Source organism: Endozoicomonas sp. YOMI1, from assembly GCF_024606345.1.
Classification (GTDB): Bacteria; Pseudomonadota; Gammaproteobacteria; order Pseudomonadales; family Endozoicomonadaceae; genus Endozoicomonas.
The window spans coordinates 1-5,380 of record NZ_JAHHPM010000495.1 but is presented as its reverse complement, the minus strand read 5'-3'; the positions used below and the strand labels follow the sequence as shown (position 1 = coordinate 5,380).

Genomic DNA, 5,380 nt, shown 5'->3' with positions numbered 1-5,380 from the left:
TCGTCAGTAGCACTGCTCGGCTGGCGTCTTGCGAAAAATGCTCAGGTTTAGATAATTTTGAGTAGGTTTGAGCAAGTTTTTAGGAGCGGCTTATTACAAGGTTGAGTTCGATTTCAGCGGCACTGATAAGCACAATGAAGGGCCATCGGTCAGAGTCATATTGGCCCCGCCGGTTACCCATGTGGTTGATGAAAAGTTGTGCCTTGCCCAGGTCATTCCGCACAGTGATTCTCTGTGGTGGTGGAAAGGAAGAGATGCCGCAAAATACAGCAGCTATAATTTTGACCGGGTGCAACAAATGATGAACGTGATGAATTCAGGGATTTATTTCCGCCAACCAGGATGGCCAGTATGCATCAGCTGATGCAACGACTGTTTCCTGCTGAAAGCCACTGGACACAACCTGTTGACTTTACCTCCGGAGAACATCAGCAAACCATCATCAAGACAGTACTGGAAAAATTTCATGAAAGAACCGGGCAGTCATCACCATCACAAGCCAGTACGGATTTTGAACTCCCAATGGAAGTGGACGAGAGAACGGTACCAGGCAACGCATTCTCTGTTGTAGATGACAACGAGTATGAACGCTTGGAGATGCGATTGAGTGAGCAACTGGCGGGGCTGAAATTGCGTAAAAATGTACCGGTCGAGGAAGACGGATTCACAAAGTATCAACAGAGTTGCTATCATTGCGGTGATTCTTTTATGACCAATAATCTTCTTCATGAAACGACAAACCCGGTCAAAATTAAACGACAAGAAAAGGGTTTTATCTACCGTTCTGGAATGCCTCTCCATAAAGCATGCAAAAAGGCAAGGCAGGAAGGCACAAGAAATGCCTCGAATCTAACCAGCGCCATGGAAAAAAATTACCCTTATGTCCCCAAAAAAGAACAAAAGATGAACGATCTCCAAAAGAGTACTAAAAACGGTTCAATAATTTATCAGAGATAACATCCTTTACTTACACAGGCTATATAATCCTTTACCCAAATGAAAAAAACGTATTTTAACCACCAATAAAATCAGTACTACTTTATATATTCAAAAATGATCATGATTTAAAAATGAAGAGAATGGGTAGTTTTTCCATACTAATGAACAAGAGCCATTGAATTATGCAAAATAGAGTAGGTTCAAACAATCTTAACAGGGAAAAAGATCAAGATAAGAACCAGCCAGATATACCCGAACAAATAAGTCGATTAAATCAAGTGTTAGCGAAACAAGTAAATCCGGAAGATACTGATACAAAGGAATTGCTTAATGGTATCACTGATATCATTACCAAAACGGTTGAGCACATGAATTACAATAAAAAGCAATCGTTTTCTTTTACTCAGGATGAAAGAAATATGCTGTGTAACACAATATTAAATGCTATCCAGAAGACATCAGCCAGAGAACATACAGTGACATTTAAACATCTGGCTCCTGAATTAGTTAATAGCATTGAACAGATAATAACGATGCTACCTGTTCCAGAAACTTGAGTATCTTCTACACGCTCTAAAAGCTCACTCAATTCATTTTCAAGACCATACCTCTTCATTTTATGATGAATTGTGTTAATGCCTGTTCCCAGCGCATCTGCCAAACGCTGCCTACCTTTTATTGGTTCTTTTTGAAAATAGGTAGATATGTACGATTTAATCCAAACCACCATTCCACTATAAAATACTCTTTTTATTTCTCTCATCAATAAAACCGATGACACTCTGAAGCTCTGCTATGCTGATCATGCAGTCAGTGCATTGCTTATTATATAGAACTGCCATCGCCTGAATCCCAGGCTGAGAAATAGCACTCTTTTTCCCAATAATTTCTAATAAGGGTGTTGCATGGCTGTCTGACTACAAAATGGTTTAACACAAGGCTTTGTAACAACAAAAGACAGGTAGCTGTATGTCGCTAGAAACAAGAGTTGAGATGCTGGAGAAACAACACCAGTCCCTCTACAACACAATTCATGGACTGGTAAAAGCAATGGCGGATATCAAACACATCGCATTGAAAAACCAGCATGAGATCATTGGCGTCAAGGTCAATATGTCAGGTATTCAGGCAGAGGTTACCAGCGTTAAAGAGGATGTCTCCGAACTGGCCCAGGCCACGCTGTCCGGTTTTGAGCGCACCAGTGAGTTAATGACTAATACCCACAAAATTCTGGATGATATCAGCGAGCACCTGGACACCATTAATGGTCGGCTCGATGAAACCAACAAACTGGTCGATGGCACCCATGAGCGTGTTGATGAAACCTATGAACGATTAAACGAGACGAATGAACGTCTTGGTGAAAACAATGAACGCCTTGATGAAGCCAATGAACGGCTGGATGAAAACAATGAACGTCTCAGCAGTACCAATGAGTGGCTTGGTGGCATCAATCAGCGCCTTGAAGGTGTGGAGAGTCAGGTAAAAGAGGTTCGAAAAGATATTCTCACGCTTGGGCAAATGATCAAGCACCGTCTACCAGAGAAGTAATTTTCTTTCGACTTCCCCTCTTGTTTCAACTTTCCTCCCATGCTCCGTGGGTGTTACGAAGGGCTTTAAAAAGAAGGGAACCACAAAGGCTTTTATACCTTTTGCAACACCCTCACTCCACGTGGGAACCAGAAGAGGGCTCTGCTTATTGTCAGAACCTTGGAGTCCTGATTTTAGCCATCACGGACTCAAGATAGTTGACCATATCCGGGAACAGGGATTCACAGATGGCCTGATGTTCCTCTGTTTCTGTCTTTTGCAGAATAGTCTTCATCATACTGTGCAGTTCATCCTTCTCCTGATCACTGAACGAATAGTGATGATCAGGTTCATGGTGAATAAAATCCACCATTTCTGTCAGTCCATAACTGAGCGCCTCAAGGACAACCTCCCGGTCGATCTCGCCCGACTCAAGCAATCCTGTTAACAGTTGTTTCACTTGACTTATTTCTTCATCAATATCGCAAGGATTATTTTTGCCTGATATGGATTCTGCTTTTGAATTAAGATAATTGTCTTTGATAAACTGTTTAAGCTCTCTTTCTTTAACGGTATCGGTCTCTGATACGGCAAGATCATCCTCTGTAAGACCAGGGCTTTCCCGGAACAGTGAAAAATATTTTTCCTGAAAACAATCATCATAATCCATGATCAATCACCGCCTCTATTAGCAGCTGCCAATAAGCATCAGATTATACCGGTAGCCCCCTGGCTTCAGGCTTATTGACTGGCAAGGACACTGAACGATCTTTTAATAATGCTTGATGCAACTTCAAAACATCGCGGTATTCAGCGTCTGACTGACCAGAGAGCGCACTGATAAATGGACTGGTGACCACTTTGGACAGCACGCCCTGCGGATCCTGATGCAAACAGTAATAAGCAACTTTACCCCAGAGTGTTTTTGGCGCGGCATCAATTGACCGGCTTAAATTCAAACGGAACCGGTTCAATGGATGGATGGAAATTTGATGATCATCAGCGTAAGTGTCAAGACAACTTGCTGATTCGGATTCAGTTGCCGGTTCCCGGATATCCTGCTCATAGGCCATCAGTTGCTCTTCTGAACCATCGGTGGCTTTTGATCTTCCGGAAAGATAAGACGTCCCACTCAAAATCGTGATCATCAGCTCATTAATGACATTGGCTATCACGATACTCTGAATTTTCCCCGGTTTAACGCCATCGGCAAACAGATGATCGGTCATCACCTGTACTCCCAGGGCAGCACTCCTGAATATGGCTAACCGAAAGAGGACAAAAAACAACCATGTCTTTGCTGGAGACACGCCTTTGTCAATCAGCCTGGACTGCACGCCAGCCCCCAAACCAAGAATAACGGTCTGTGCTAAAAGCAGGTCAGTAAACAGCTTGCGAGGGTTACTGTTTTCAGTACTGCCGGTAATAAGATACTCTCCCCCGGCAATGGCGGCACCAATGGTAAGCATCGACAGAATCTGACTGCCAAAAACCTCCATCACCCACATTTTTGCACTTACGCAGCGTTTCTTGGCGGGGTTTTCAATAAATTGACTACTGACTCCCAGGGCATTCTTAGTGGTCTGAAAACCGAAAAAGCTGCCCAGACTAAGTATGACACCGGCATATTTATACCTTTCCAATACCGGGTTATCCGACGGGGTTCCGATAACACTGGTACTGGGGAACCCCTTAGCCATTTGTATTGTGGCCGCCAATTCATCCCCGCCCAGAATCAGTCCGGAGCCAATACAGGTAGTGATAAAAGCATGTAAAAATGTTCTAAGATCAACCTCCGGATTTTTCGATGCATGGCTCAGGGCGCCACCAAGACTTCTGAACAACATTCTGTAGGCTTCCGGCTGGCTGTTCCAATGTTCAAAGTCGTGTTCAAACAGCGCCGCCGGAATAGCGGCTCCATTGGCAAAAATAGCGTTGTGTGTACCATAACGACCACCATCATGACTGGCACGTTCCAGATGGGTCACTGCAGGAATGATAAAGTCGTTTACCTTCAGTGTTGAATCAACCACCTGATAGTTGCCAGTCCGGGAATCGGTTGACTCTGATTTCGTCAGTTGATAATCCATAACCCGCCGCTCCCCGAAATCCAGAATACAGTGAATTTTCCCCGCCTCACTTTCCTGCTCACCACTTACCCAGAAACCACCCACCACACGTTCATAAGTTTCACCTGCCGTGTTTTTCACATTAACCATGATGGTTTTATCATTTCTGCAGATAAAGCAACCCGGTTTTGGCTTGTTTAAGGAACAGGTAATAGTTAATGCATCAGGGGTATTATTGTGACCTTTTGATTGAATAATAAAGCTGACTGGGCCTTCTTTTAATCTTTCTGTCATGCTTTCAACCTTACTTCCCGGCCTCTCTTTTATTTCCATTCCGCGCAGGGTATCTTTCTGCCTGAGTTCAACCGCGATTTGATGGGGCAGTTTATCAGCAAACTGCTGAAAGAGAGGCTCTGTGCCATTTGAATGAGCAACTGGTGTTAATGAAATAGCATTGTCTTGTAACTGAGTTCTAAGGCTCAAAGAAAACCCTGATTCTATCATACCGATAACATCTCAATTTATTTTTAAAGATAAGAATAGTGATCAAAGCAAAAGGCGCTTGGTGAAATGTCATTTCAGAAATGATTTTTTTTTGAAATCAACAACACCAGAAGCCGAGATTCCACAACATGAAAAATAGCTATAACAACCAAAAGCTCAAGTTTTTTTGTTTATAAAACTTTGCTCCTGACTTATACCTGATAATTACATTTTTGTGACATTCAAAATCGGGCGGTAATACTACCGAATACTATAAGACAGATGACATACCGTAAGTAGTTGGCCAAATGGAATCGTATATTTCTGGCTAAGTGGACAGTTACTATACAAGGCACAAC

6 protein-coding genes are annotated in these 5,380 nt (G+C 42.9%); 4 read left to right on the top strand and 2 right to left on the bottom strand.

Annotated elements, in window-relative coordinates:
• Window positions 1–67: 67 nt before the first annotated feature.
• The 4 genes from KDK15_RS17605 (at window position 68) to KDK15_RS17590 (ending at window position 2,490) form a co-directional block, all read left to right on the top strand.
• Window positions 68–364 (top strand): hypothetical protein, encoded by a 297-nt coding sequence (locus KDK15_RS17605; RefSeq protein ID WP_257296700.1) that lies wholly within the window; start codon window positions 68–70, stop codon window positions 362–364.
• Window positions 352–957, top strand: a complete 606-nt coding sequence (locus KDK15_RS17600) for a hypothetical protein (RefSeq protein WP_257296699.1) — start codon at window positions 352–354, stop codon at window positions 955–957. The genes KDK15_RS17605 and KDK15_RS17600 overlap by 13 nt, the downstream gene beginning before the upstream one ends.
• A 164-nt stretch (window positions 958–1,121) precedes the next feature.
• Window positions 1,122–1,496 (top strand): hypothetical protein, encoded by a 375-nt coding sequence (locus tag KDK15_RS17595; protein ID WP_257296698.1) that lies wholly within the window; start codon window positions 1,122–1,124, stop codon window positions 1,494–1,496.
• Window positions 1,497–1,908: 412 nt separating this feature from the next.
• On the top strand, window positions 1,909–2,490 hold the full coding sequence (locus tag KDK15_RS17590; RefSeq protein ID WP_257296697.1) for a hypothetical protein: 582 nt from the start codon (window positions 1,909–1,911) through the stop codon (window positions 2,488–2,490).
• 151 nt (window positions 2,491–2,641) lie between these two features.
• Here the strand turns inward: KDK15_RS17590 and KDK15_RS17585 are convergent, their stop codons facing one another.
• The gene (locus KDK15_RS17585) at window positions 2,642–3,139 is read right to left on the bottom strand and encodes a hypothetical protein (protein WP_257296696.1); all 498 of its coding nucleotides are present in this window, start codon (window positions 3,137–3,139) and stop codon (window positions 2,642–2,644) included.
• Between the two features lie 43 nt (window positions 3,140–3,182).
• Window positions 3,183–5,021 (bottom strand): hypothetical protein, encoded by a 1,839-nt coding sequence (locus tag KDK15_RS17580; protein ID WP_257296695.1) that lies wholly within the window; start codon window positions 5,019–5,021, stop codon window positions 3,183–3,185.
• Between the last annotated feature and the right edge of the window lie 359 nt (window positions 5,022–5,380).